The sequence below is a fragment of the Stenotrophomonas sp. SY1 genome (genome assembly GCF_021202945.1).
Taxonomy (GTDB): domain Bacteria; phylum Pseudomonadota; class Gammaproteobacteria; order Xanthomonadales; family Xanthomonadaceae; genus Stenotrophomonas.
In genome coordinates, this window is record NZ_JAJOYR010000002.1 from 1,036,843 (window position 1) to 1,062,352 (window position 25,510).

The window sequence follows — 25,510 nt, forward strand, 5'->3', positions numbered from 1 at the left end:
AAAGCCGACGAGAGGGCGCAGTGTAGAGCCCATCGACTATTGCAACATCGGGCCTTACTGAAACGAATTAATGCCATACGCGAAACGATCGATGCTCCCATGGACCATCACCGACGGCCGCGCAGGCAATGTGCGCCAGGCCGTGGCCTTGGCTTCGGCGCTGCAACTGGGTGGCCAACAGCGCCTGCAACTGCATCCGCGCGCCCCCTGGCGCTGGCTCACGCCGCGTTTGTTGCCGGGCGCGGCGCAGGGCTTCGGCCCGGCCTTCGCACAACTGACCGAACGTATGCCAGGGCTTGCCATCGGTTGCGGACGCCAGGCTGCCGGGGCGCTGCGGGTGTTGCGCCAGCACGGCACCCGCACGGTGCAGATCCTCGACCCGCGCATCGACGCCCGCCATTGGGACCTGCTGGTGGTGCCCGACCACGACCACCTGCGCGGCGACAACGTCCTCACCCTGCTGGGCAGCCTGAATCCGGTCGACGACGACTGGCTGGCCTGGGGCCGTGCTGCCTTCTCCAGTTTTGAACAGTTGCCGGGGCCGCGCACCGCGCTGCTGATCGGCGGCCCCACCGACCATGCGCCATGGCAGGAACAGGACGTCCAGCCGCTGTTGCAGCAACTGGCCGCCCGCATCCGCGCCGACGGCGGCAGCGTGCTGGCCACCACCTCCCGGCGCACACCGCGTGCGGTCACCCAGGCCCTGCTGCGCGCCTTTGATGATGTGCCGGGGGTGATCTGGAGCGATGGCGGTGACGGTTCCAATCCCTACGCCGGCCTGCTCGGCTGGGCCGACCGCATCATCTGCACGCCCGACTCGGTGAACCTGCTGTCCGAAGCCTGTGCAACGCGGGTGCCGGTCGGCGTGCTGTTGGGCCAGCGTGCGCAGGCGCGGATGGCGCACTTCCAGCAGTCGTTGCGCGAGCGTGGCCGGCTGCTGGACGGGCTGGCGGCGCTGGATGCCGATCCGCAACAGCGGATCGAGCCATTGCGCGAAACCACGCGCATCGCAGCCGAAGTGAAGTTGCGGCTGGGGGTGTGAACAGCCGTTGCTGGAGCGGCCTTGTCCGCGAAGCCACTGCGGCAACCGCCATCACAACGCCCGCAATAGCGAAAGACGTTGGTATCGGATGCATTTCCGGCTTCGCGGCCAAGGCCGCTCCTGCAGCAGCCCAGACCACCGCCGTCTAACGAATCTTTTTCAATCCCCATGCAAGGATGCGCGCCGATGAAACACCACACCGCACTGATGCTTGCCGCTTCAATGGCATTGGCACTGCCCGCCTTCGCGCAGCCCACCTGCGCGCCGCGTTACCCGCCGCCGACCACCATTGCCGCCATGTTCGACATGGCTGCCGTCACCAGCGATACGCTCGACGCGCTGGCCGGTGTGGACGTGGCCATTGCCGCGCGCGGTGGCCAGGACCTTAGCAAGTACGGGCTGCGCCACAGTCACCTTGCCTTCCTGGTCCGCAATGACAACGGCAGCTGGGACGTGGTGCACCTGCTCAATCGCTGCAAGAGCGACACCTCCAATCTGTACCGCGAAGGCCTGGTCAACCTGGTGGGCGAAAGTTCGATCACCACCGACCTGCGCGTGGGCATTCCCACGCCGGCCGTACGCGAAGCACTGAAGGCACTGCTCGGCGGTGCAGCGCCGCAGGCGCGTGTGCTGCACGAGCCGCGCTACAGCATGCTCGCCTACCCGGGCAGCACCGAATTCCAGAATTCCAACCAATGGATTCTGGAAGTCGCGGCGGCGGCGATGGCGCGCTCGGCCGATGGCACCACGCTGGCAGATCGCAAAGCCGTGCTGGATTGGCTCAAGCACAACGGCTACACGCCCACCCGCATGCACATCGGCATCGGCAAGCGCCTGGGTGCACGCTTCTTCGCCGACAACGTGGCCGTCACCGATCATCCGGCCAGCGAGCGCATTTCCGGCAACTACTCGGTGGTGACGGTGGAATCGGTGTTCGATTTCCTACATCGCAGTGGCGCGCTGGAGCGCGAGTTGTCGATTCCACATCAAGTCCCGGTACCGGCCATTGTCGGCGCCGTATCAACAGCACAACCCAAGGAGTCCACTCCATGAAGCATCTGATCAAGAACGGCGTACTTGCCCTGGCCGTGGTTGCGGGCCTGGGCACCGCCATCGCTCCGGCGCATGCCGGAGATGGGATGGATCTCAATGCGTCCGAGGCGTCGGTGCTGATTACCGGTTTCAGCGCGGTGATGGTGGTGTCCGGCCCGGTGTTCCTGTCGGCAGCCGGCGTGGGCAAGGTGACGGACATGTCCAGGGAGTCGCAGGAAAAGCGTCAGGACAAGCGCCGCATCAGCGCCGGGCCGCTGCCGGACATGAAGGTGAAGGCGATCGACCAGACCGCCGATGGTGGCCGCAGCGTGGCGCTGGAAGATCCGGCCAATGCCGAGAACACCGCGCAGCTGCACTGGCCGCAGCGCGAAGACAATCCGGCGGCGAATTTCGTGGTGGGCCAGACGGTTGCGTTCACCGCCAGCCCCAAGGGCGCCGGCTGGATGTTGCGCGCCGAGGACGGTGCGGTGCTGACCTTCGTGCCGACGATTGAAGCAGCCGACGAGAGCCGTACGCAGACGCTTTGATGGGGGCTGCGTGGGTTTGGATGTAGCCCGGCGTAATGATGTTGAAAATGCTGGGTCCTTCGTTTCATCGCGAAGATCACCCCTCCCCAACCCTCCCCTCCGCCTGCGGCGCAAGGGAGGGAGCAGAAGCGGCCATGTCGCGATCTGGCGGAGCCCAAGGATCCGCCCCCCCCTACGGACTCCGCTCCCTCCCTTTGGCGGAGCCAAGGGGAGGGTTGGGGAGGGGTTGCTTCTGAGCAAATCGGGTAATCCTCGGGGAATTCCAGAGATGCCCCGCCCGCCTTTACATGGCGGCCAGCTGCCGGCAGGTACAATTGCCGCTCTGCCCTGCTGCCCGTTCGGGCGCAGCGGCCTTCCTCCCTTTATTGATGCGGCACCTCGCGGTGCTGCCCGTCGTCCATGTCCTCGCATCCGTCCATCCGCTTCGCTCCACTGACCCCTACCTCGATGCTGCTGGCCGTGCTGGCGATGGGCGCCGTGGTACTGGCCTCCAATGTGCTGGTCCAGTACCCGATCAACGATTGGCTGACCTGGGGTGCCTTCAGCTACCCGGTCGCGTTCCTGGTCAGCAATCTGATCAACCGCCGCTTCGGCCCGCAGGCCGCGCGGCGCGTGGCATGGGCCGGCTTCGCGCTGGCGGTGGTGCTGTCGATCTGGATTGCCACCCCGCGCATCGCGGTGGCCTCGTGCTCGGCGTTCATCGTGGCGCAGCTGCTGGACATCACCGTCTTCGACCGGCTGCGCGCCGGCAACTGGTGGCGCGCGCCGATGGTGGCCACCACCTGCAGCGCCACCGTGGATACGGCCATCTTCTGGAGCATCGCCTTTGCCGGCGCCAACCTGCCGTGGATCAGCTGGGCGCTGGGCGACCTGGCAGTGAAGCTGGCCATTGGCGTGTGCCTGCTGGCACCGTTCCGTGCGTTGCTGTGGAAGATGGCTCCGGCGCGGCAGTAATCCGCCGCGCGTGGAACGACACGCGCTCCACAACAGGCTCGCGACTTTCCGCTGCTAGCTTCTGCTTCCCGCCTCGAATGGCAGCCCCTTGGCGATCGCCGCTGCGGTGATCGCCGCGCATGCCGCTTCGATTTCCGGCGTGGGTGCGGCCAGACGCGGACGCCGGTCCAGGGTGCAGGACAGGCCCACATCCAGCAGCGTTGCATGCGCCTCGTGCAAGGCCACGGCGGTATCGCCCGGCAGCCAGTCAATCGCCGCCAGGGCGTCGATCAAACGCGGGGTTTCGCGCGGTTCGCACAGGGCCGGATGCGTGGCTGCCTGTGCCAGCACGCCGGTCTGCAACACGAACTCCAGGTCGACCAGGCCACCGGCGCCCTGCTTGAGGTCCATGCGCCCGGCATCGCTGCGGTCCAGCTCGCTGCGCATGCGCCCACGCATCTTCAGCACGTCGCCGAACAAGGTCTCGGAATCGCGCGCATGCCCCAAGGTAGCCGCGCGTACCTGCTCGAAATCGGCCAGCAGCAGCGCATCGCCGGCCACGCCGCGCGCGCGCACCAGCGCCTGGTGTTCCCAGGTCCAGGCACGCTCGCGCTGGTACTCGGTGTAGCTGGCCAACGACGACACCAACGCGCCCTTGCCGCCATCCGGACGCAGACGCACATCGATGTCGTACAGACGGCCGGCAGCGGTCACCGCCGACAGCAGCGCCATCACCTTCTGCGCCAACCGCGCGAACCAGCGGCTGCTTTCCAGCGGGCGGGCGCCGTCGCTGGCTTCCACGCCGGGCGGATGGTCGTACAGGAACACCAGGTCCAGGTCCGAACCGAAGCCCAGCTCCAGGCCGCCCAGGCTGCCGTAACCGATGATGGCAAAGCGCCCGCCGGGGACTTCACCGTGGGCGTGGGCCAGATCCGCGCGTGCCATCGCCAAAGCCGTCACCACCACCGCATCGGCCAGCTGCGCAAGTTGGTGGGTGCAGTCCACCGCCCGCTGGCGCCCGTCGTGGAATGCCAGGGCCATGCGGAAGCTCAGCGCCAGCCGCACTTCATTGAGGGCGCGCAACGCAGCCTCGGGGTCGTCGATGCTCAGCGATGCAGCGCAGGCGTCGTGCATTTCCTGCGCCTCGGGCATCGGCCCGGCTACGCGCGTGTCCAGCAGTTCGTCCAGCAGCAACGGGAACGCCACCAGCCGCTCGGACAGCAGCGCGCTGCGCGCCAGTACGTTGACCAGCCGGGTCAGCGCGCTGGGTTGTTCGTCGAGCAGGGCCAGGTAGCTGGTGCGGCGCAGGATGGCCTGCAACAGGCCCAGCACGCGCCTCAACGCGGCATCGGGCTGCGGCGAGCGGGTGGCGGCATGCAGCAACGCCGGCAATACCCGGTCCAACCGTGCACGGGCGTTGTCCGAGAGCGACCGCACGCCCAACGACTGGGCGAACTCACGCAGCGACTGGTCGGCGCTGCTGGCATCGGCAAAGCCGGCTTCGGCCAGCACTTCGGCATTGCCGCCGCCGGGCAGCACGCGCCAGTAACTGGCCAGCACGTCCGGCGCGGCCTGGCCCTGACGCGGTGCCAGCAGCGCGCCGAATTCGGTGCTCACCCGCTGGCGTTGCTCATTGAGTGCCTGCAGCAGCGCTTCCCAGTCCGCATAACCCAGGCCCAGCGCGATGCGCTCGCGGTCCAGCGGGTCGTTGGGCAGGCAATGTGTCTGTGCGTCGCGCAGCATCTGCAGGCGGTTTTCCACCCGGCGCAGGAAGCGATAGGCGGTGATCAGGTCGGCGCCGTCGGTTTCGGCCATCTGCCCGGAGTCGACCAGCGCTCGCAGCGCCGGCAGCAGCCGCCGTTCGCGCAGGGCCGGCTCGCGCCCACCGCGGATCAGCTGCAACGCCTGGGCCAGGAATTCGATCTCACGGATGCCGCCGGGACCGCGCTTGATGTCGTCCAGGCGGTCCTTGCGCGCCACCTCGGCGGTGATCGCCGCCTTCATTTCGCGCAGCCCATCCAGCGCGGTGAAGTCCAGGTAGCGCCGGTAGACGAATGGGCGCAGCGTTTCCAGCCACGCCTCGCCAGCGTCGATGTCACCAGCCACCGCGCGCGCCTTGATCCAGGCATAGCGCTCCCAGTCGCGGCCTTCGCGCTGGAAGTACTGGTCCATGCCGGCGAACGACAGCGCCACCCGGCCGGCGCTGCCGAACGGGCGCAGACGCAGATCGACGCGATGGCAGAAGCCTTCGGCGGTGGTTTCGTCCAGCAGCCGCGCCAGGCGCTGGCCCAGCCGCGCGAAATACTCCTCGGCGGCCAGCGGGCGTGGGCCATCGGATTCGCCGGCTTCCGGGTAGGCGTAGACCAGATCGATGTCCGAGGAGAAGTTCAGCTCGCCACCGCCCAGCTTGCCCAGCCCGAACACCACCAGCCGCTGCGCGCTGCCATCGGTTGCACGCACCACCCCGTGGCGGGTGGCGAACTCCTGCTCCAGCGCGACCAACGCCAGCTCCAGACATTGCTCGGCCAGCACGGTGGCGCCGGCCAGGGTGGCGTCCACGTCATCCAGTTCGAACAGGTCGCGCCAGATCAAGCGGGTGGACGCTGCGGCACGGTAACGGCGCAACTGGGTGGGCCAATCGCTGGGTTGCAGCGGGTCCAGCACTGGCAGCGGCAGCGGTGCCGGGTCTGGCTGGGCCAGCAGCGCCAGCAGATCGGGCTGACGGCACAGCGTATCGATGGCGAAATCGCTGGCCACCGCCAGTTGCCGCAGCTTGGACTCCAGGCCGGCGGCCTGTGGCCAGCGGGTGGGATCGGGAAATGCGAGCTTCAGGCGGGCCAAGGCGCGGTCGACGACCGGAGCGACGTATTCAGGCAGTGCGGGGGCAGCAGAATTCATGTGCCGATTCTGGCATCTGACGCGGCTTGCGGTCGCCCCCGGGGACAGACTCCGGGCAATAAAAAAGCCCGCTGACAGCGAACTGTCAGCGGGCTTTGCTCCCTCCCCCACGTCGGGATGCAGGGCGATCGTGCGGGCTGGGCGAACAACTTGCACGCTGCAGTGCAAAACAGTACCCGGCAGTACAAAAGCACCCGAACGACAAAGACCATCCCACCAAGGTCCAACGCATCCCTTCACGCCAATCCGCGATAATCAACGGTCCCCACTGCAAATCGTTGTCGTCATGTCTGTCGAACGCATCCTGGACGCGCGCCTGCGCGACCGCATCGTCACCGCCGAACAAGCCGCGGCGTTCATCCAACCCGGCGAGACCGTGGCCATGAGCGGCTTCACCGGCTCAGGCTATCCCAAGGCAGTGCCAATGGCGCTGGCGCAGCGCATCGAACAGGCGCACGAGCAGGGCCAACCGTTCCAGATCAAGTTGCTGACCGGCGCGTCCACCGCACCGGAGCTCGATGGCGCGTTGGCCAAGGCCGACGGCATCGCGATGCGCATGCCGTTCCAGAGCGACCCGGATGCACGCAAGCGCATCAACGAAGGCAAGCTGGATTACATCGACATCCACCTTTCCCACGTCGCCCAGCACGTCTGGTTTGGTTTCTACGGCGACATCGACACCGCGGTGATCGAGGTTTCGGCGATCCGCGAAGATGGCGCGCTGGTGCCGTCCACGTCCGTGGGCAACAACAAGACCTGGCTGGACCTTGCCAAGAAGGTGATCATCGAGGTCAACGAGTGGCAGCCCGAAGGCATCGAGGGCATGCACGACATCTATTACGGCACGGCGCTGCCGCCGCACCGCAAGCCGATCCCGCTGATCCATGCCAACGACCGCATCGGCCAGACCACGCTCAACATCGATCCGGAAAAAATCGTGGCGGTGGTGCGCACCAACGGCCCGGACCGCAACAGTCCGTTCAAGCCGATCGATGATGAAAGCAAGCTCATCGCCGACCACCTGATCGATTTCCTCAAGCATGAAATCGGCAAGGGCCGCCTGCCGAAGAACCTGCTGCCGTTGCAGTCGGGCGTGGGCAACATTCCCAATGCGGTGCTTGCCGGCCTGGCCGAAAGCGGCCTGCGTGGGCTGACCGCCTTCACCGAAGTGATCCAGGACGGCATGCTGGATCTGCTCAAGTCCGGCGTGCTGGAGTACGCATCGTGCACCGGCTTCGCACTGAGCCCGGAGGCCAACGAGACGTTCAAGCGCGACATCGCGTTCTATCGCGAGCGCATCATCATGCGCACCCAGGAAATCTCCAACCATCCGGAGCTGGTGCGTCGTCTGGGCTGCATCGGCATGAACGGCATGCTCGAAGTGGACATCTACGGCAACGTCAATTCCACGCACGTGATGGGCAGCCGCATCATGAACGGCATCGGCGGTTCGGGGGACTTCACCCGCAACGGTTTCCTGTCCACGTTCCTGAGCCCGTCGACCGCCAAGAACGGCGCCATCTCCTCGATCGTGCCGATGGTCAGCCATGTGGATCACACCGAGCACGACGTGGCGATCATCGTCACCGAGCAGGGCCTGGCCGATCTGCGCGGCCTGCCGCCGCGTGCGCGTGCACGCGTGCTGATCGACAACTGCGCGCATCCGGATTTCCGCGACCAGCTCAACGATTACTTCGACCGCGCCTGCCGCGAAAGCTACGGCAAGCACACGCCGCACCTGTTGCCGGAAGCATTGTCCTGGCACCAGCGCTACATCGATACGGGCAGCATGAAGCCCTGAGCAGCGCCCGCGCCAGCGGGCCGGCCAGCAGCAACCAGGAAACAGCCGACGGCCCCGCCGCCGGCTGTTTTTCCATGCGTGCGGCGCTGATGGCAGGCATGGCCGCCACATCCTGCCAACCGATGCTGCAATGCAGCAGTTACACTGGCACCCGGATGCAGGAGAGAGGCGCCACGCTGGCGCCCGCCGAAGGCGCAGGCTCCCATGATCGCTCAGGCCGGTGGGCTGGAATCCCACCAACCATGCATCCGATACGCCGAGCTGGAGAGAGGTTGCCGGACACCGTCCGTGCAATCCGCCGAAGGGGCACGCGGCCAACGCCGCTGAACTCTCAGGCACAAGGGACAGCGGGAGCGGCACCGGTCAACGCAGTTCCGTGCTTGCGCAGGCAAGGGCGGCGGCACGCGCGTGGCCGGCCCCACCGCTCTGCCTGGAACCCGCTGCATGCTGCTGTCCATCATCTATCTGATCGCCATTTCCGCTGAAGCCATGACCGGAGCGCTGGCCGCCGGCCGTCGCCGCATGGACCTGTTCGGCGTGGTCATGATCGCCTGCGTCACCGCCCTGGGCGGCGGCTCACTGCGCGACATCCTGCTTGGCCACTACCCGCTGGGCTGGGTGAAGCACCCCGAGTACCTGGGCTTTACCGTCTGCGCGGCCTTGATCGCCACCTGGCTGGCGCGCTGGATGCATCATTTCCGCCGCACCTTCCTGGTCCTGGACGGGCTGGGCCTGATCGCCTTCACCCTGATCGGCTGCGCCATCGCGCGCGAAGCGGGGCATGCGCCGCAGATCGTACTGATCGCCGGCATGCTCACCGGTGCGTTCGGCGGCGTGCTGCGCGACATCCTCTGCAACGAGGTGCCGCTGATCTTCCAGAAGGAGCTGTACGCGATCATCTCGCTGCTCACCGGCGCGGCCTACCTGCTGTTGCTGCATTGGCAGGTAGCCGATGACACCGCGATTGTCTGCTGCCTGCTCGGCGGCTTTGCGCTGCGCCTGCTGGCCATCCGCTACCGCTGGGAGATGCCCAAGTTCGTCTACCACGATGAGCTGCATTGAGCTTGAGCCTGCTGCCCTCACTGCAACCCGGCTGCGGGACAGAGTTTCAACGCTGCAATCGCGCGGCTTGCTTCAAGCCGTGCTGAACCAAGCCCCCTTCCCGTAGCCGGGAAAGGGGATGGACTGAGGGCGCTTCAATCGCCGGTCTTGTCCTTGATCGTGGTGCTCGGCCCATTGGCCTTGACGCTGGTGATGCCTGCCTCGCGTGCGGCCTGCGAGGAATACAGCTGGCTGGTGCCGATCACCTGGTGATTGGCCGCCTTCAGATTGAAATGTTCGCGGCCGTCACTGGCGGTCTTGCGCTCGTAGCGCGCTTCGTCGGGGCTGTTTTTCTGCACCGATGCGATGCCGCTTTCCGCCGCCGGGCGGGTGGTGTAGCGCTCACTGGTGAGGATGACCTCGGCGTTGCCCGCCTTGAGCACGAAATAAAACTGCCCGTCACTGCTCTTGTCCAACTCGTACCAACCCGCCATCACGCATTCTCCACGAGGATGATGCCGGCATGGGGCCGCACTTCTATCGCAACCACATGCTTGGCTGTGAGCCCGGAAACCCGGACGGTCCAGGCCGCATCCCGCCGCGACCTTGAGTCGGACTCTACCTCAATCGCCGTGATGCTCCAGCCAAGCCAGCTTGCGTTCGCGCGGCTGCTGCTTGAGCTGGTATTCCGCCCGCGAGGCGGCGGAGCGGTCGGCATAGGCGCGGCTGGCCAGGATCCGCAGCGGCGGGTGGGCGCGCGTGTAACGCGCGCCCTTGCCGGCCAGGTGAGCACGGAAGCGGGCTTCCACATCGGTACTGATCCCGGCGTAGTAACTGCCGTCCTGGCACTGAAGCAGATACAGGAACCAGCCGCCCTTGCTCATGTGAAAATCGCGACCGGCCTCAGAGGCTGGCGGCGTCTGCGATCTTGCACAGGCCTTCACCGACGGCCTTGTTGGAGGTCATCTGCCCGCCCTTGATGCTGAAGCGCACTTCCACGCGGACGCTGCCATCGCCCTGGCGACGCACGGTGGTCCGCAACGGCACGGTCGAACCGCCGCCACCGCGAACCGGGTTTTCCGCGGCGATATAGCCGGTGGCCTGGTTCGGCAGCACCTGCACCATGCCCTCGGCCTCGATGGCGGCCAGGGTCTTGGCAAACGCCTGCTCGTAGCTGATGCCTTCATGGTCGGTGGATGCCAGGAACTGCTTGCCCGAGGTGAACCCCCCGGCCACGGACAGATTCTGCAGGCAACCGCTGCCCGAATCCTGCACAGGCTTGCCGAACGCAAACGCCATTGACGGTGCCAGCAGCATTGCAGACACGGCGGTACATACACGGATACGCATCACTTCCTTCTCCCTGGAGCTGTCTTGATTGGCTTCCTGCCGCGTGAGGCGTCTTCCCCTGTTCCCACAGCAGGCGGGGGCGCTCGCCCCCGCCGCGTAAACTACTGGCACACGCGGCATCGCGCCAGTGAAACTGTCACAGCCTGACTCAGGCAGCAGCCTCCAGCTGCACCTTGCGCCGTTCACGCACCGCCGCTGCCAGCTGCTCGAGCACCTGCACGGTGCTGTCCCAATCGATGCAGCCGTCGGTGATGCTCTTGCCGTAGACCAGCGGCTGGCCTTCGACCAGTTCCTGGCGACCGGCCACCAGGTGGCTCTCGATCATCACCCCGACCACGCGCTGCTCACCGGCACGCAGCTGGGCGGCGATGTCTTCGATCACCTTGGGCTGGTTTTCCGGCTTCTTGCTGCTGTTGGCGTGGCTGGCGTCGATCATCAACCGCGCCGACAGCTGCGACTTGCCGAGCACGTCGCTGGCGGCCTGCACGCTGGCGGCGTCGTAGTTCGGCACCTTGCCGCCGCGCAGGATCACGTGGCAATCCGGGTTGCCCTGGGTCGCCACGATGGCGGTGCCGCCTTCCTTGGTCACCGACAGGAAATGGTGCGGGTGCGAGGCCGCACCCACGGCGTCGGCGGCGATCTTCACGTCACCGGTGGTGCCGTTCTTGAAGCCCACCGGGCACGACAGCCCGGAAGCGAGTTCGCGGTGCACCTGGCTCTCGGTGGTACGTGCGCCAATCGCGCCCCAAGCGACCAGGTCGGCGATGTACTGCGGCGAGATCACGTCCAGGAATTCCACGCCGGCCGGCAGGCCCAGGCGGTTGATGTCACGCAACAGGCCGCGCGCCACGCGCAGGCCCTTGTTGATGTTGAAGCTGCCGTCCAGATCCGGGTCGTTGATCAGGCCTTTCCAGCCCACCGTGGTGCGCGGCTTCTCGAAGTACACGCGCATGACGATTTCCAGCTCGCCGCCAAGTGCGTCGCGCAACGGGCGCAGGCGCTGGGCGTATTCCATCGCGGCGACCGGATCGTGGATCGAGCATGGGCCGACCACCACAGCGAGGCGGTCGTCCCGGCCGTGAAGGATGCGGTGCAGCGAGGCGCGGGCGTCGGCAACGGTCTGCGAGGTCTGTTCGTCACAGGGCAACAGCGCCAGCAGCTGCGCCGGCGGGGTCAACGGTTCAAGTTTGCGGATACGAAGATCATCGGTGTGGGGGGGCATTGCAGGGACTCCAGTTCGAAACGTGAAGGGTCTGCCCCAGCAGTGGCGGCATAAAAAAAAGCCGCCAGGTTCGCTGGCGGCTTTTCGGGAATGCGTCTGAAAGTTTCTTCAGGGTGAGCGCAGTCCTTCCTCCGCCAGCGGCTTCGGAAAGTAATACCAAAAGTAAAAGCTGGCGCGGGCTGCGTTCATGGGGAGCATTGATAACACGGTTTTTTGTGCAGTGCGACAGTTTCAGGGGCAACAGACCTGGCGTTCAGCCCGCCGTTACAGCCAGCACGATGCGGCCGGTCCAGCCCGCCGCAGCCTGGGAAAGGGACACCTCGGCCCCACCACACCGGCATCCGGGACCTGCTCCAGCCACGCGATCACATCCTGCGGCGCGCCCTCCACTCCCACCATCAGACGCTGCTCTGGTTGCTGCTGCACCTGGCCGATGACCAGCCTGTACCTGGCCGCTTTGCTGGCCAGCAAAGCCTTCAGGTCGGTAACCGGCCCGTTGCGTACCGGCCTGTGCATACAGCGTCAGCTGCGAGGCATGTGCGCGCAGATAGGCCTGCAACTGCTGCCCGGCCGCGACCTGCGCACGCGCGGCATGCAGCTGCCGTTGTACCGGCTGCCACGCGCCGAACCACAGCGCCAGCACCCCAAAAAACACCGCCAGGCACTGCAACGCCAAACGATCACGGCCCGGCATCGCCCCCACCCGGCGCGCAGCGTTGTGGCAAAGGCCGAAGCCGTCTGTTCATTCGTGCTGTTCATTGCATCTGTTCCAGCGTCAGTTGCGCGCCTGCGTCGTCTACTTTCAGGTTGGTTTGCAGGCCTTGCTTGCGCAGCTGCGCCTGCGTGGCTTCCCAGGCCGATGCATCACTGCCAAGCAGGCGCACCACCAGCTGCGAAGTGGCTGCACTGAAATCCAGTTGCTGCACCTGAATCGATGTTTCCGCTGGAAGTGCAACCGCAAGTTGGCCCTGCAGCTGGCCCAGCTGCGCGGCGGACGTGCTGCGGCGGACGTGCTCTGGCGTAGGTGCTGATCGAACTGCGCCTTGCGGTTGACGATGCGTTGCTCCTGCGGGAACGGGCCTTTGTAGATGGCTTCATTCTCGATGATGGGCATGTCCATTGCCTCTGCCTGCACAAGGCACGCAACGGTATGCCTTGCCACTGCTGGGCCACCCGCGCGCACCCCGCACGTCAGCCGTGGCCCGGCCACTGACGGCGCAGGCGCTACCTGCCTCGCGGCAGGTACAGGGAAATGAAACATCAGGGGTACAGTTCGCCGACGACGATCACGCCGCGGTGCGTGCGGCCTGCGCCGACAGCAGCATGGTGGCCTCGCTCAGCGAAGAGCAGCGCACCGAGCTTGCGGCGCTGGGGGTTTGTCCGTAGCTGCACAGAGCTTGGCCGCAACGGCTTGCCCCTCCCCAACCCTCCCCTTCGCTGCGCGAAAGGGAGGGGGCGGTTCGTGCGGTTGCGGAGGTGGCCAAAGCGTTGGGTTGCTCCGGTGACCCTTGCTAGCGCGTAGCGAAGGAGGAATGCCACCGTGCGCACATGCCCCTCGCGTGCGCTCCAATGATTTCCGAACGCTGTACCTGACGTCCGGGTGACTTGGACAGGGGTAAGCTTTCCGCTCCTGCTCCCCCCTTCAGGACGAGGTACGTCATGCGTGCCGATTCCCGTCTGATCCAGATGTTCGTCGCGGTGGCCGATGCGCTGTCCTTCACCCGCGCCGCCGAGACACTGCACGTCGCCCAGCCCTGGTTGTCGGCGCAGATCCGCAAGCTGGAGCAGCAGCTCGGCTTTGACCTGTTCATACGCGACAGCCGCCGCGTGCAGCTGAGCGACAAGGGCCGGCGCCTGTTGCAACCGGCTCGCGATGTCACCCTGTCGCTTGAACAGTTCCTTGCGCATGTGCGGCGGTTGCAGGGCGAGCAGCAGCAAGCGGTACTGCGCATCGGCCTGCCGCCGTATTCGCATCTGTTCCCGGCGCGGGTGACGCTGCTGGAACAGTTCGCCCAGGTCGATGCGAACGTGCGCATCGAGACCGTGGTCAGCTGGAGCCCGGAGCTGCTGGAAAAAGTACTGGCGGGCAGTCTCGACCTTGCCTTCGTGGTCGGCGAGCTCAACGATGCCGCGTTGCAACGCCTGGCCATCAGCACTGGCGCCTGCCGCATCTATTGCCGCCACGACGATCCGCTGGCCAAGCTTCCACGCGTGCAGGCAGCGCAGCTGTCTGGCCGCCAGGTGCTGGCGTTCGAACGTGCCTTGAACCCGGCTCTGTTCGATCAGCTGTTTGCTGCGGCACTGCATGCCGGTGCGGTGTTGCAGAGCGATCACGAAATGATGGGCGAACGCTGGCTCGAGCAACTGCTCGGTGGCCACGCGGTAGGGCTGAATTTCGTCCGCACGCCACCGGCGCATCTGCTTGCACAGCTGTGCGTTCGTCGTTACGAGGACGCCGCCGATGTCGGCCTGTACCTGATCCGCCGCCACGGTTCCTCCGGTGGCGTCAGCCAGGCTTACTGGGACACGGCCACCGCTTTCGCTGTGGGTTCGTAGGCGCACATCCGCGACAGGGCCAACGCGCGCCTGCGTGTGACGCGGCATCCTGCTTTCGCGATCCAGACGTATTTGCTCTGGATGCACGCGGCTTTGGTATTGGACGCACGTGCGCGCGGTTCCGATAGTGGACGCCACAGGCCACATCGCTTCAACGCACTGTGCATGTGCCATCGGCAGATAGTCGCGCGGGGCTGACATACACAGGCCTCCGATGCGGTAGCCCACTCGTCGAAGGAAGGTCGCAGTGCCCAACCCACATCCATCTCCCTGCCCGGCATCACTGCGCAGGTGGCCGTCAGCAATCACTGCTGACCGCGCCCGTCACGCCAATCACATCCCCTGACCGACAGCACAAGCAGGTCCGCAATGAATGCACGATTGAAGGAACAGGCCGGCTCCGGTGCCGGCCTGGACGGGTTGCTGCGCGCGCGCTCCATCGCGCTGGTTGGTGCCAGCGAACGCTCGGCATGGTCCAGCGGCGCGTTCGCCAACTTCGGCCAGCTCGGTTTCGACGGACGCCTCCATGTGGTCAATCCCAAGGGTGGGCGCATCCATGGCTTGAGTGCGGCGAAATCGTGCCGCGCGATCGGCCAGCAGGTCGATGCCGCCCTGCTGATGGTGCCGACACACGCCATCGCCGAAGCGTTCGATGACATGCGCGCAGCTGGTGTCTGCAATGCGGTGATCCTGACCTCCGGCTTTGCAGAGATGGGCACCGACGGCAAGCAGCACCAGGCCGAACTGGCAGCGCAGGCACGCCGGCACCACATCAACCTGCTCGGCCCGAACTGCCTGGGCTTCATCAACTACGTCGAGCGCGTGCCGCTGTGGACGATCAACCTGCCGACGCGGCTGGCCGGCAACGTCGCGCTGGTCTCGCAAAGTGGCGCCACCGCCAGCTACATCGCCGGGCTCGCCGGCCGCCAGGGCATGGGCCTGAGCTACCTGGTTTCCACCGGCAACGAAGCCGATCTGAATGTCGCCCGCGTGCTCGATTACCTGGTCGATGATCCGGCCACGCAGGTGATCTGTCTGTTCCTGGAAACCACCCGCGACACCGCCACGTTGGCCCTGGCCGCGCAGCGGGCACTGGCTGTGGGCAAGCCGATCATCGCGTTGAAGATCGGCAGCAGCGCGGTCACCGCCAAAGTCGCGCAGGCGCATACCGGCTCATTGGTCGGCGACGACCGCGTGTTCGATGGCGCTTGCCGGCAACTGGGCATCATCCGCGTGGCGTCGGTGGACGACATGGTTGCCACGGCCGGCCTGCTGGCGCGGCTGCGCCCGCGCGCCGGCGGCCGGCTCGGTGCGTTGGCCATTTCCGGCGGCATCTGCGAAGTGACCGCCGATCGCGCCGATGCGCTGGGGTTGGAACTGGCCGAGCTCGCACCGGCCACACAGGCGGCGCTGCGTCAGGTGATGCCCAGCTTTGGCACGCCACACAATCCGTTGGACATCACCGGCGCAGCCATCCTGGAGCCGGCGCTGTTCGCACATAGCATCCGTGCGCTGGGCGCCGATCCAGGGATCGGCCTGCTCACCTGCCTGTACGACGTGCCGACAACCGCCCACCACGCATTCGGCGAACAGGTCGTCGCCCAGATTGGCCTCGCCTTTTCCAGCATCGACACGCCCGCCGTGTTGTTGAGCGTGACACCGCAGCAGATGACCGAGCACACCCGGCACCTTATTGGTACGCACAAGCTGAACTACCTGCCCGCCGGCCTGGATCGTGGCTTGGCCGCAGTGGCACGCTCGCAATGGTGGGCAGTGCAACGCGACCTCGCTGCAACCAACGGGCGCTCGCCGCAGCAGCCGCAGCCGCAGCCGCAGCCGGTCGCATCATCGCCACCATTGCCGCTGCTCCTGCAATCGGAACGGCAGGTGCTGGATTTCCTCGCCAGCCGGGGCGTGCCGGTGGTGCCCGCGCACATCGCCACCGATGCCGCCCAGGCCGAATCCTTCGCGCATCAATTCAATGGCCCGCTCGCGATGAAGATCGCCTCGCCCGACATCACCCACAAGAGTGACGTCGGCGGCGTACGCCTGCAGGTCAGCGCGAACGATGCCGGCCGCGTCTATCGCCAGATACGTACAGACGTCGCAAGCCATTGTCCGGATGCCCGCATCGACGGCGTGATCGTCTCGCCGATGCGCGAACACGGCGTCGAGCTGCTGGTCGGTATCGTCCGTGACCCGCAATGGGGCCTGGTGCTCGCGATCGGGCTGGGCGGTATCTGGGGGGAACTGCTCAAGGACATCAGCCTGCGCCTGTTGCCGGTAACGCCGGACCAGGTGCTGACGATGCTCGACGAACTACGCGCGACACGGCTGCTGGATGGCTATCGCGGCGGCCCACGGATTGATCGCCAGCAACTGGCGCAGGTCATCGTCCGGATCGGCGACGCCGCACTCGCGCTTGGCCCGGAACTCGCGTCGCTGGAGATCAACCCGCTGCTGGCCACCGCCACGCACATCGAAGCCCTGGACGGACTGGTGCTGTGGAACGAGGGAGCACGGCCATGAACGGAGCGGCCAGCATTCCGGTGATCGTCGGCGTCGGCGAATGCCTGGACCGGCCCCAGCATCCACGTGATGGACTGGAGCCGATGGACCTGATGCTGCGTGCCGCGCGCGCGGCCGAAGACGATGCCGGCGCTGCCCTTCTGGCGCAGGTGGACTCGCTGGATGTAGTCAATCTGGTCAGCTGGCCGTACCGCGATGCGCCCGGCCTGTTGGCTGAATGCCTGGGCATCCGTCCACGCCGTACCGTCTACGGCGCGATCGGCGGCGAGAGCCCGCTGCGCTTCGTGCAGCAGGCCGCGCAGCGCATCGGCAGTGGGCAAGGCCGGGTAGCGCTGATCTGCGGCGGCGAGGCGCAGCACACGGTCAACCGCGCATTGCAGCTCGGCATCGAACTGCCATGGACAGCGCCGGCCGATGACCGCGCGCTCGCCGTGCACGGCCGGGACCTGGTGCATCCGTTGGCCGCACGTCTGGGGTGCGCGCAACCGCTCAGCATCTACCCGTTCTACGAAACCGCCAGCACCGCGCACTGGCAGCTGCCCCCACGAACCGCGCAACGCGAATCGGGCCAGTTGTGGAGCCGCTACTCGCTGCAGGCGGCAAACAATCCCAACGCCTGGCTGCGCGAACCGCACAGTGCCGAGGACATCGTCACCGTCGCGCCGTTCAACCGGATGGTCGCCTGGCCGTACACCAAGCTGATGGTCGCCAACCCGCAGGTCAACCAGGGCGCCGCGCTGTTGTTGACCAGCCTGGAAATCGCCCGCAATGCCGGCGTGCCCGAACGCAACCTGGTCTATCCCTGGGGTAGCGCCTACGCGCGTGAACCGCGTGATTTCCTGGCCCGCGACCACTACTGGGAAAGCCACGCACAGAACGCCGTGCTCAAGGCCTGCAGCGAGCTGGCCGGTGGTGGTTTCGAGGCGATGGAGCTGTACAGCTGCTTTCCCTGCGTGCCGAAGATGGCCCGGCGCGCCCTGCACTTGGGCGAAGTCTACGAACCCACCGTCACCGGCGGCCTCACCTTCTTCGGCGCGCCGTTGAACAACTACATGACGCACGCCACCTGCGCGATGGTGCGACACCTGCGCGGGTCGCCCCCCCATGCACGCGGCCTGCTCTACGGACAGGGCGAATTCGTCACCAAGCACCACGGCCTGGTGCTGGCGCGGCGTCCGTATCCGGGACACCCGGCGCTGGCCCACAGCAGCGTGCAGCATCTGGCCGACAGTCATCGCGGATTGGTGCCGCAGATCGAGATCGAACCCGACGGTACCGGGCAACTGGAAGCCTTCACCCTGCTCTACCAGCGCGACGGCACGCTGTCGCACGGCGTAGCCATGGTCCGCATCCGCCCCGGTACCCGCACCCTGGCGCGGGTCGCGCCTGATGATGCGTGGACCGTGGCCGCGCTCACCGATCCGGACATCTCCCCGGTCGGCCGCACCGGCCAGTTGCGCCCCACCGGGCTGGGCCATTCGGAATGGAGCCTGGTCATATGAACGGCGAATGCATCGTCCACCTCAATGACGCAGTGACACTTCAGCTGCTCGGCGCGCACGTCGCGCGGGTGACGCTGAACCGGCCACAGGTCCACAACGCGGTCAACGCGGCGCTGGCCAACGGCCTGGAACTGGCCGTGCAGCTGACCGAAGACGATCCGCACATCCGCTGCATCATTCTCACCGGTGCCGGCCAACTGGCGTTCTGTGCCGGTGCCGATCTCAATGCACTTGCCGACGGCCAGGCCGCCACGCTACTGACCGCGCGCGGCGGCTTTGCCGGCTTCGTGCAGCAGCCACGGCGCAAGCCGTGGATCGCGGCGGTCAATGGCGTGGCGCTGGCCGGCGGCACCGAAATCGCTTTGGCCTGCGACCTGATCGTCGCAGCCGAACACGCCAGCTTCGGTCTGCCGGAAGTGCAGCGTGGTTTGATCGCCGCCGCCGGTGGGCTGTATCGACTGACCCGCGCCATTCCCCGCGTGCTGGCCATCGAACTGATCCTCACCGGGCAACGCCTGTCGGCAGCGCGCGCGCAGCAGATCGGCCTGGTCAACCGGACGGTTGTCGCCACCGAGCTCCAACAGTGCGCACGCGAACTGGCCACGCATATCAGCGGCAATGCCCCGCTCGCGGTGCGGGAGAGCCTGACCATCGCCCGCGCGGCCTTCGATCACGATGAGCAGGCGCTGCAACAGATGGGCGAGCAGGCAATGAAACGCCTGCGCGCCAGCAACGATTTCAAGGAAGGCCCCCGCGCCTTCCTCGAAAAGCGCCCGCCGCACTGGTCCGGCAGCTAGCGGCAACCGGCCGGTTCGGCGCAGCGCATCCGGGGCGTCCTTTTCCAACCGTTGTGGTCAGCACGGCATGAACTCCCCCCCTGCCGGGCAGCCCAACGACAAGAAGCGGCGCTTCCGGGTGCGCTGCGCCGAACCGGTTTCGCTGGCCACGCTACCAGCGGCGGTGTGGCGGCCTCGGCCCGTCATGCGAAGGGAACAACGGCAGTACATCCTCGGCCAGTTCCTGCAGCACTTCAGCGGCCGGCCGCTGCGAAAACTGGATACCCAACGCGGCGTGGTTCACCCCGGCGCGTTGCCAGGCTTCGAGCAGTTCGATCAGCCCCTTGCGGCCGGTACGCAGCTGATAGCCTCCTTGCAGCGGCACACGCGGATGATCGGGATCGTCCACCAGATCCAGCCACTCATTGGTCATGTGCGGACGGAAGCCGCCATCGGGAACCAACCTGCGCCATGCGCGGATTTTCTCGGCAAGCCGCAGCGGCCCGGCACGGTCGTGTGTGGCGTCCGGATAGGTCAACCAGCCATCGGCATGCTGCCCGACCCAATCCAGGCTCTGCCGCGCGCCGCCCGTCACCACCAGCGGAATGCGTGCACTTGCCGGTGACGGCAGCAGTTGCAGACCCTGCGCTGCCCAGGGATGCAAGGCTGTACCGTGCGCCGGTTGCAGCCAGCGTCGGAAAGCGCTGACCGATTCGGCGAAGCGTTCACCGCGCGCGGCGTGGTCCAGCCCATAGGCCGGAAACTCGACCGGACGATCGCCCGAGGCGATGCCCATCACCAGGCGCCCGCCGGACAACTGGTCGATCGACGCGGCGGCTTTGGCCAGATCGATGGGATGGCGCAGCGGCATCACCACACTGCCTGTGGCCAGTGCGACGTTGCGCGTGCGCGCGGCCAGATAGGCAAGGTACGTGAAAGGATCGAACAGCTGGCCGGCATCGCCGAACATCGGATCGAACAACGGCACATCGCGCACCCACACCGCAGCAAAGCCTTGCTGATCGATGTATTCAACCAGCGCGCCCTGGCCTTCGAGCACGGCCATGTCGCCTTCATAGAAGCGCAGCGGCAGGAAGATGCCCAGGGTGAGATGGTCAGCACGGAACATGCGCTGGTAGCCGGCATGGTCGATGAAGGCATCCGCTGATGCGCCGATGTCCATTACGGAAGAAGTGCTCATCGCGCCACTCACGGGCCGGTGGCCGGTTCGGGAATGCGGATGCCGCGCTGCACTGCCGGCCGTTGCGCCACGCGCTGGTACCACGCATGGAGATGACGGTGATGGCTGAAGTCCATGTCGATCACTTCGGCCACATGCAGCCAGGCGAAGTTGGCGATGTCGGCAATGCTGTACTGCCCGCCGGCCAGCCAATCGCGGCCATTCAAGCGTTGATCCAGCGTCGCCAGTGCTGCATCGCCAAGTTCGCGGTAGCGTTCGATCGCAGGCAGGTAGCGTTCCTTGCTGAAGTGCTCGAAGTGCACACGCTGGCCCAGCACCGGCCCGACGCTGGCGGCATGGAAGATCAGCCAGGTGATGGTTTCCCAGCGTCCATGATGCGAACGCGGCAACAGGCGCTCGTCGGTTTCGCCCAGGTACAACAGGATCGCCGCCGATTCGAACAGCGTGACATCACGCGCCGTATCCACCAGCGCCGGGATGCGTCCGTGCGGATTGAGTTGCAGGAACGCGGGGCTGCGGTGCTCACCCTGATCGATGCGGACATGATGCAGTTGATACGCAACGCCCAACTCCTCCAGCGCGATGCTGGCCTTGAAGCCATTGGGCGAGCTGTCCGTATACAACTGCAATGCGGGGGATGACATGTGCAACTCCGTTCGTGAGGATGACATCGCCCTGCCCGCCATGACGCTGGCAGGGGAATATCGGGATTGAGGGAGCAAGGCGGCAATGCGCCAGCGATGACGTTGAGCCAGTCTAGGCAAGAGCACCGAAGGCGGGAAACGATGTTTTCTGTCGCTGCCGTGCAGCGCCGCTAACCTTCCGATTCATGGATGGCGCGCGCTTGCTTCCGCACATCCGCCTCGAACGCCAACAACGCAGCCTTGCGCTGCAACCCGGCGCTGTAACCGACAAGCCGGCCACCGGCGGCCAGCACGCGATGGCACGGAATGATGATGGAGATCGGATTCATGGCATTGGCCCGCCCCACCGCCCGTGCGGAAGAAACCGGCTGCAAGAGTCGAGCGATCTCGCCGTAACCCGCGGTGCTGGCGAACGGCACCCGCCTCAGCTGTCGCCATGCGCGTTGCAGGAACGCGCTGCCCTGCGGCGCCAGCGCCAGTTCGAAACGTTGCCGGGAACCGGCGAAGTACTGCGTCAGTTGTTCGTCAACGTGAGCGATCGCGCCGTCGTCGTGCGGCAATGCGTCCAGTGCATGCACCAGCCGGCAGCGATTCCCGTCATCCTCGAAATCGAGCCGAAGCAACGCATCGTGCGCGTTGACCACTGCGATCATCACGCCCAGCGGCGTGCTGATCCGACCTTGTCGCCAGCCATCCGGCATCGTGCCGCACGCGGTGGATTCATCGCATGGCGGCCTGGGTTGGGGATGCGCCGTATAGACTCTCGAACGTGTTTGCATGACAACGGAGGATAGATATCCGTTGCGGCAAGGCGATCCATTTCTTCTAACCGAACAGTGCAGGAAATCTAAACATGGGCGCGGTTCTTCCCCTGCTGGCGCTGCGCGCATTCGTCGAGACCGCACGTCATGGCAGCCTCAAGGCTGCCGCCGAAGCGATGGGCGTCACTTCCGGCGCAATCAGTCAGCAGCTGAAGCTGCTGCAGGAGCGCACCGGCGTCAGCCTGTTCGAACGCACGCGCCAAGGCGTTGCACTCAGCGCGGCCGGAACGCGCGTCTACCCCGAGCTGAAACGTGCCTTCGACCAGATCGAAGCCAGCCTGCACACGCTTGAGCGGCTCAAGGGCCGGCAGACGTTGCGCATCAGTGCCGCGCCCACCTTTGCCGCCAGCTGGCTTGCGCCGCGCTTGGCGCAGTTCAGCGCACAGCATCCGCACATCGACGTGCAGCTGGATGCCAGTACCCAGCTGATGGACCTGCATCGTGATGGCGTGGACATCGCCATTCGCCACGGGCTCGGTCGTTATCCCGGCTTGGAGGCGCGGCATTTGTTCGCACCGGTATTGCTGCCGGTCGCCAGCCCCGCGCTGCTCGACGGCGCCGCAGTCCCCAACGACGCGGCTGATTGCCTGCGCTTCCCGCTGCTGCAGGACAGTGACCGTCGCGACTGGCGCTTGTGGTTCGATGCGATGGGCGTGGACGCCGACCCACGGATGGAACGCGGCCCGGCATTCGATGACGACCTGCTGTTGATCCGCGCTGCCGAAGCCGGCCACGGCATCGCCCTGGTTCGCGACATCCACGCAGCCGCCGAGATCGCCGCCGGGCGCCTGAGGGTAGTGCTCGATCAACCCTGGCCGCAGGCATTCGCGTATTACGCGTTGAGCCTGCCCGCCGAAGAAAGCCTGCATCCCGGCGTTCCGCTGTTCCTGGCGTGGCTGGAAGCGCAGCTGATGCAGCACGCCGGGTAGCCCGGCTTCGCAGTCATGTAGGAGCCGCGTGAGCCGCGAAGCCACTGCCGTTGCAGCCGCCAGAACAGCTGCAATTGCGGATGTGCCTGGGGACTGTGCCGTCATCAGCTTCGCGGCTCACGCCGCTCCTACACGTTTGCGCGCATCGGCCGTGAGCCGGCACGGGATTGCACGCAGCAACTGAAATCCAGGACAGCATCCGCAGCGGCAAACTTCCCCCCAACACCAAACAACAAAACCCCGCCTTTCGGCGGGGTTTTGTCTACGACAAAGCAGCGGTGAGGCTGCGGCGGACTTAGAAGTCCATACCGCCCATGCCACCCATGCCGCCCATACCGCCGCCGCCCATGGCCGGCTCGTCCTTCTTCGGAGCCTCGGCCACCATTGCTTCGGTGGTGATCATCAGGCCAGCGATCGAGGCAGCGTTCTGCAGCGCCGAACGGGTCACCTTGGTCGGGTCCAGGATGCCGAACTGCAGCATGTCGCCGAACTCGCCGGTAGCGGCGTTGTAGCCGAAGCTGCCGGTGCCTTCCTTGACCTTGTTGACGATGACCGACGGCTCTTCACCGGCGTTGGCAACGATTTCGCGCAGCGGGGCTTCCATCGCGCGCAGGGCGATCTGGATGCCGTGGTTCTGGTCTTCGTTGTTGCCCTTCAGGCCAGCCAGAGCGGTGACAGCGCGCACCAGGGCAACGCCGCCGCCCGGGACAACGCCTTCTTCCACTGCGGCGCGGGTAGCGTGCAGGGCGTCATCGACGCGGTCCTTCTTTTCCTTCATTTCGATTTCGGTCGAAGCGCCGACCTTGATCACTGCAACGCCGCCGGCCAGCTTGGCCACGCGCTCCTGCAGCTTCTCGCGGTCGTAGTCAGACGAGGTGTCCTCGATCTGGGTCTTGATCTGCTTGACGCGCGACTCGATGGCAGCGGTATCGCCGGCGCCGTCGATGATGGTGGTGTTCTCCTTGGAGACCTGCACCTTCTTGGCGCGGCCCAGGTCCTTGATGGTGGCCTTTTCCAGCGACAGGCCAACTTCTTCGGAGATCACGGTGCCGCCGGTCAGCACGGCCATGTCTTCCAGCATCGCCTTGCGACGGTCGCCGAAGCCCGGTGCCTTGACGGCCACGACCTTGACGATGCCACGGATGGTGTTGACCACCAGGGTAGCCAGCGCCTCGCCTTCGATGTCTTCAGCGATGATCAGCAGCGGCTTGCCTGCCTTGGCGACGCCTTCCAGCACCGGCAGCAGATCACGCACGTTGGAGATCTTCTTGTCGTGCAGCAGGATGAACGGGTCGTCCAGGTCGGCGGTCTGCGCCTGCTGGTTGTTGATGAAGTACGGCGACAGGTAGCCGCGGTCGAACTGCATGCCTTCGACGACATCCAGCTCGTTTTCCAGGCCCGAGCCTTCTTCAACGGTGATCACGCCTTCCTTGCCGACCTTCTTCATCGCTTCGGCAATGATGTTGCCGATCGACTCGTCCGAGTTGGCCGAGATGGTGCCGACCTGGGCAATGGCCTTGTCGTCAGCGGTGGGCTTGGAGATGTTCTTCAGCTCGGCGACGGCGGCAATCACGGCCTTGTCGATACCGCGCTTGAGGTCCATCGGGTTCATGCCGGCGGCAACGGCCTTGGCGCCTTCGCGGATCAGGGCCTGGGCCAGCACGGTAGCGGTGGTGGTGCCGTCACCGGCGTCGTCGTTGGTACGCGAAGCGACTTCCTTCACCATCTGCGCGCCCATGTTCTCGAACTTGTCAGCCAGTTCGATTTCCTTGGCAACGGACACGCCGTCCTTGGTGATGGTCGGAGCGCCGAAGCTCTTCTCGAGCACGACGTTGCGGCCCTTCGGGCCCAGGGTGGCCTTGACGGCATTGGCGAGAACATTGACGCCGCGCACCATGCGCGAACGGGCGTCTTCACCGAAACGAATATCCTTGGCAGCCATTGCTTGAAACCTCGGGAAAGGGGATTGGGGAATAGGGTTGGTAAATCAACAACGGCGGGACCGGGCAACGCGGGGATGGTCGGCGCCACGCGCCTTCGCCAATCCCCCTTCCGGATCACCGCCTCAGCGGTACTCAGCCGATGACGGCGAGCACGTCGTCTTCGCGCAGCACCTTGTACTCGACGCCTTCGGCCTTGTAGGACGAACCGGCGTACTGGCCGTAGATGACCTTGTCACCCACCTTCAGCGACGGCGCGCGCACCGAACCGTTGTCCAGCGGCTTGCCCGGGCCGACGGCCACAACTTCACCCTTGGTGGACTTTTCCTTGGCCGAATCCGGAATCAGGATGCCGCCGGCGGAAATTTCGTCGGCTTCGATCGGCTTGACCACAACGCGGTCGTGAAGCGGCTTGATGCTCATGAAAGACCTCTTAAGTGTTTGATTGGCCTGAAGTTTCGGCAGTTACCAGCATCCCGACCAGAGGATGTCGGCACCGCGCGTAAAAACGCCCGTTGAACGGGCTTGGTTCGGAGATGGGGCTGGCGCCGGGCCTTTCAAGGGCCAGAGCGGAAATAAGCCTTCGGCACTCGCAGGTTCCGGCTCGGGCTCGGATTGATGCCTGATTCGGGCTTGGACTTGGACTTGGACTTGGACTTGGACTTGGACTTGGGCTTGGGCTTGGGCTTGGGCTTGGGCTTGGGCTTGGGCTTGGGCTTGGGCTTGGGCTTGGGCTTGGGCTTGG

The 25,510-nt window shown here is 65.9% G+C and carries 23 protein-coding genes and 2 riboswitches; of the genes, 11 read left to right on the forward strand and 12 right to left on the reverse strand.

What is annotated here, in order from left to right; all coding sequences use genetic code 11:
• The first annotated feature begins 70 nt into the window (after nt 1–70).
• From LR961_RS16145 to LR961_RS16160, 4 genes are all read left to right on the forward strand, one after another.
• On the forward strand, nt 71–1,042 hold the full coding sequence (locus LR961_RS16145; protein ID WP_232150958.1) for a mitochondrial fission ELM1 family protein: 972 nt from the start codon (nt 71–73) through the stop codon (nt 1,040–1,042).
• Nucleotides 1,043–1,228: 186 nt separating this feature from the next.
• Nucleotides 1,229–2,095, forward strand: a complete 867-nt coding sequence (locus tag LR961_RS16150; RefSeq protein ID WP_232150959.1) for a DUF2145 domain-containing protein — start codon at nt 1,229–1,231, stop codon at nt 2,093–2,095.
• Nucleotides 2,092–2,622, forward strand: a complete 531-nt coding sequence (locus LR961_RS16155; protein WP_232150960.1) for a hypothetical protein — start codon at nt 2,092–2,094, stop codon at nt 2,620–2,622. Before LR961_RS16150 ends, LR961_RS16155 begins: the two co-directional genes overlap by 4 nt.
• 399 nt (nt 2,623–3,021) lie before the next feature.
• A complete protein-coding gene (locus tag LR961_RS16160; RefSeq protein WP_232150961.1) occupies nt 3,022–3,576 on the forward strand; it encodes a queuosine precursor transporter in 555 nt (184 codons plus the stop codon).
• A gap of 54 nt (nt 3,577–3,630) precedes the next feature.
• Here the strand turns inward: LR961_RS16160 and glnE are convergent, their stop codons facing one another.
• The gene (glnE, locus tag LR961_RS16165; protein WP_232150962.1) at nt 3,631–6,453 is read right to left on the reverse strand and encodes a bifunctional [glutamate--ammonia ligase]-adenylyl-L-tyrosine phosphorylase/[glutamate--ammonia-ligase] adenylyltransferase; all 2,823 of its coding nucleotides are present in this window, start codon (nt 6,451–6,453) and stop codon (nt 3,631–3,633) included.
• Between the two features lie 286 nt (nt 6,454–6,739).
• Here glnE and LR961_RS16170 point away from each other — a divergent pair, with 286 nt between their 5' ends.
• Together LR961_RS16170 and LR961_RS16175 are read left to right on the forward strand one after the other, a co-directional pair.
• The gene (locus LR961_RS16170; RefSeq protein WP_232150963.1) at nt 6,740–8,254 is read left to right on the forward strand and encodes an acetyl-CoA hydrolase/transferase family protein; all 1,515 of its coding nucleotides are present in this window, start codon (nt 6,740–6,742) and stop codon (nt 8,252–8,254) included.
• Nucleotides 8,255–8,402: 148 nt separating this feature from the next.
• A riboswitch (glycine riboswitch) is annotated at nt 8,403–8,492 on the forward strand.
• A 13-nt stretch (nt 8,493–8,505) separates the two neighbouring features.
• A riboswitch (glycine riboswitch) is annotated at nt 8,506–8,612 on the forward strand.
• Between the two features lie 86 nt (nt 8,613–8,698).
• Nucleotides 8,699–9,316, forward strand: a complete 618-nt coding sequence (locus LR961_RS16175; protein ID WP_232150964.1) for a trimeric intracellular cation channel family protein — start codon at nt 8,699–8,701, stop codon at nt 9,314–9,316.
• 134 nt (nt 9,317–9,450) lie between these two features.
• Here the strand turns inward: LR961_RS16175 and LR961_RS16180 are convergent, their stop codons facing one another.
• The 5 genes from LR961_RS16180 to LR961_RS16200 all read right to left on the reverse strand — a co-directional run bounded on the left by LR961_RS16180 (nt 9,451) and on the right by LR961_RS16200 (nt 12,793).
• On the reverse strand, nt 9,451–9,789 hold the full coding sequence (locus LR961_RS16180; RefSeq protein WP_232150965.1) for a YegP family protein: 339 nt from the start codon (nt 9,787–9,789) through the stop codon (nt 9,451–9,453).
• 129 nt (nt 9,790–9,918) lie between these two features.
• Nucleotides 9,919–10,179 (reverse strand): GIY-YIG nuclease family protein, encoded by a 261-nt coding sequence (locus LR961_RS16185; protein WP_232150966.1) that lies wholly within the window; start codon nt 10,177–10,179, stop codon nt 9,919–9,921.
• A 19-nt stretch (nt 10,180–10,198) separates the two neighbouring features.
• On the reverse strand, nt 10,199–10,645 hold the full coding sequence (locus tag LR961_RS16190; RefSeq protein ID WP_232150967.1) for a hypothetical protein: 447 nt from the start codon (nt 10,643–10,645) through the stop codon (nt 10,199–10,201).
• Nucleotides 10,646–10,793: 148 nt separating this feature from the next.
• Nucleotides 10,794–11,867, reverse strand: coding sequence for a 3-deoxy-7-phosphoheptulonate synthase (locus LR961_RS16195; RefSeq protein ID WP_232150968.1), 1,074 nt, complete (start codon nt 11,865–11,867; stop codon nt 10,794–10,796).
• 755 nt (nt 11,868–12,622) lie between these two features.
• On the reverse strand, nt 12,623–12,793 hold the full coding sequence (locus LR961_RS16200; RefSeq protein ID WP_232150969.1) for a hypothetical protein: 171 nt from the start codon (nt 12,791–12,793) through the stop codon (nt 12,623–12,625).
• A 733-nt stretch (nt 12,794–13,526) separates the two neighbouring features.
• Here LR961_RS16200 and LR961_RS16205 point away from each other — a divergent pair.
• The 4 genes from LR961_RS16205 to LR961_RS16220 all read left to right on the forward strand — a co-directional run bounded on the left by LR961_RS16205 (nt 13,527) and on the right by LR961_RS16220 (nt 19,251).
• Nucleotides 13,527–14,423, forward strand: a complete 897-nt coding sequence (locus LR961_RS16205; RefSeq protein ID WP_232150970.1) for a LysR family transcriptional regulator — start codon at nt 13,527–13,529, stop codon at nt 14,421–14,423.
• Between the two features lie 369 nt (nt 14,424–14,792).
• Entirely contained in the window at nt 14,793–16,952 is a 2,160-nt protein-coding gene (locus LR961_RS16210; protein WP_232150971.1) for an acetate--CoA ligase family protein, read from the forward strand.
• The gene (locus LR961_RS16215) at nt 16,949–18,454 is read left to right on the forward strand and encodes an acetyl-CoA acetyltransferase (protein ID WP_232150972.1); all 1,506 of its coding nucleotides are present in this window, start codon (nt 16,949–16,951) and stop codon (nt 18,452–18,454) included. Before LR961_RS16210 ends, LR961_RS16215 begins: the two co-directional genes overlap by 4 nt.
• Nucleotides 18,451–19,251 (forward strand): enoyl-CoA hydratase-related protein, encoded by an 801-nt coding sequence (locus tag LR961_RS16220; protein ID WP_232150973.1) that lies wholly within the window; start codon nt 18,451–18,453, stop codon nt 19,249–19,251. The genes LR961_RS16215 and LR961_RS16220 overlap by 4 nt, the downstream gene beginning before the upstream one ends.
• A 151-nt stretch (nt 19,252–19,402) precedes the next feature.
• Here LR961_RS16220 and LR961_RS16225 read toward each other — a convergent pair whose 3' ends face one another.
• The 3 genes from LR961_RS16225 to LR961_RS16235 form a co-directional block, all read right to left on the reverse strand.
• Nucleotides 19,403–20,431, reverse strand: a complete 1,029-nt coding sequence (locus LR961_RS16225; protein ID WP_232150974.1) for an LLM class oxidoreductase — start codon at nt 20,429–20,431, stop codon at nt 19,403–19,405.
• A gap of 8 nt (nt 20,432–20,439) precedes the next feature.
• The gene (locus tag LR961_RS16230; protein WP_232150975.1) at nt 20,440–21,075 is read right to left on the reverse strand and encodes a glutathione S-transferase family protein; all 636 of its coding nucleotides are present in this window, start codon (nt 21,073–21,075) and stop codon (nt 20,440–20,442) included.
• A gap of 170 nt (nt 21,076–21,245) precedes the next feature.
• Nucleotides 21,246–21,776 (reverse strand): methylated-DNA--[protein]-cysteine S-methyltransferase, encoded by a 531-nt coding sequence (locus tag LR961_RS16235; RefSeq protein ID WP_232150976.1) that lies wholly within the window; start codon nt 21,774–21,776, stop codon nt 21,246–21,248.
• A 152-nt stretch (nt 21,777–21,928) separates the two neighbouring features.
• On the opposite strand from LR961_RS16235, the gene LR961_RS16240 reads away from it, so the two are divergent.
• A complete protein-coding gene (locus tag LR961_RS16240) occupies nt 21,929–22,825 on the forward strand; it encodes a LysR substrate-binding domain-containing protein (RefSeq protein ID WP_232150977.1) in 897 nt (298 codons plus the stop codon).
• 295 nt (nt 22,826–23,120) lie between these two features.
• Here LR961_RS16240 and groL read toward each other — a convergent pair whose 3' ends face one another.
• From groL to LR961_RS16255, 3 genes are all read right to left on the reverse strand, one after another.
• Complete coding sequence (gene groL, locus LR961_RS16245) at nt 23,121–24,767, reverse strand: chaperonin GroEL (RefSeq protein ID WP_232150978.1); 1,647 nt, start codon at nt 24,765–24,767, stop codon at nt 23,121–23,123.
• 133 nt (nt 24,768–24,900) lie between these two features.
• Nucleotides 24,901–25,188 carry a co-chaperone GroES gene (locus LR961_RS16250; RefSeq protein WP_057626824.1) on the reverse strand — a complete coding sequence of 96 codons (288 nt, stop codon included), beginning with the start codon at nt 25,186–25,188 and terminating at the stop codon, nt 24,901–24,903.
• Nucleotides 25,189–25,322: 134 nt separating this feature from the next.
• The coding region (locus tag LR961_RS16255) for a hypothetical protein (protein ID WP_232150979.1) at nt 25,323–25,510 on the reverse strand (188 nt) is incomplete at its 5' end.